This is a genomic window from Streptomyces hilarionis, assembly GCF_024539675.1.
GTDB classification, from domain to species: Bacteria; Actinomycetota; Actinomycetes; order Streptomycetales; family Streptomycetaceae; genus Streptomyces; species Streptomyces hilarionis.
In genome coordinates this window covers 1-780 of the sequence record NZ_JAHHIT010000376.1, presented here as the reverse complement: position 1 = coordinate 780, position 780 = coordinate 1, and the positions used below count along the sequence as shown (strand labels likewise).

General features: G+C 49.6%; 1 protein-coding gene. It reads right to left on the bottom strand.

The window, feature by feature from the left end; all coding sequences use genetic code 11:
* Positions 1-452: 452 nt before the first annotated feature.
* The coding region (locus KMS84_RS38715; RefSeq protein WP_256921241.1) for a hypothetical protein at positions 453-780 on the bottom strand (328 nt) is incomplete at its 5' end.

Below are 780 nucleotides of genomic sequence, written 5' to 3'. Positions count from 1 at the left end.
GGTTTAGGCTGATGCGCTAGGGAATTAAAACTGTCGCACCCAAGGACGACAAGGCTTTTATGTACATTTCACTGCCCGGCGGCTGGTCAACCGCCGGGCAGTGAATCATCAACGAGGGATGAAGTAGGCAACGAGACCAGTGGTAATCCACCAGACGTGGGTTGAACTGTTGACCGGGGTGTCACCTAGGAAAAGGATCATGGTGAACACGGCCGATTCTCCGGCCAGGGGAAGGATCAAGGTCGGAATTGACTAATGACTGTCTGACTTTGTATTTAGTGGTGTTGATCACCGAGTTGACGAATGCGGACGTAAAATACCTTGATTGAGTCTGAGCACTCCTAGCTGCCTCGATACGATTCCTCCATTCAGCCCATGCCACCTCTAGAAATCATAAAGAGTTTTGCACCTCACAATGGCTAGTTGGGCAAGTGCTTAGAGCCAAAAGCGGGTCAATTTACCAGAGTGCTGTCTCCGAATATCCAGTCTGGATACTGTTCGTCGGTAGTAGGTATTGGTTTATATTCACACCGCACTCGCATGAACCTGGTCGGTATCTCGGCTGTCTTTTCAAAAAAATCAGCAAAGTCGAAAGCTCTCAACTTATACAGCGCAACCAACACCGCTTCTTGAGTGGAGCCTAAAAACACCACTGGTGTGTTGAGTGCGACGTTGCTGCACTCGTGTGAATAGTTGAAGTCCAGCGCGTGCGCCATCAAATAAACCTTCTCAGGCACTCTGGAGTCGGCAATTTGATCATGCGACCACCCCCAACCAAAG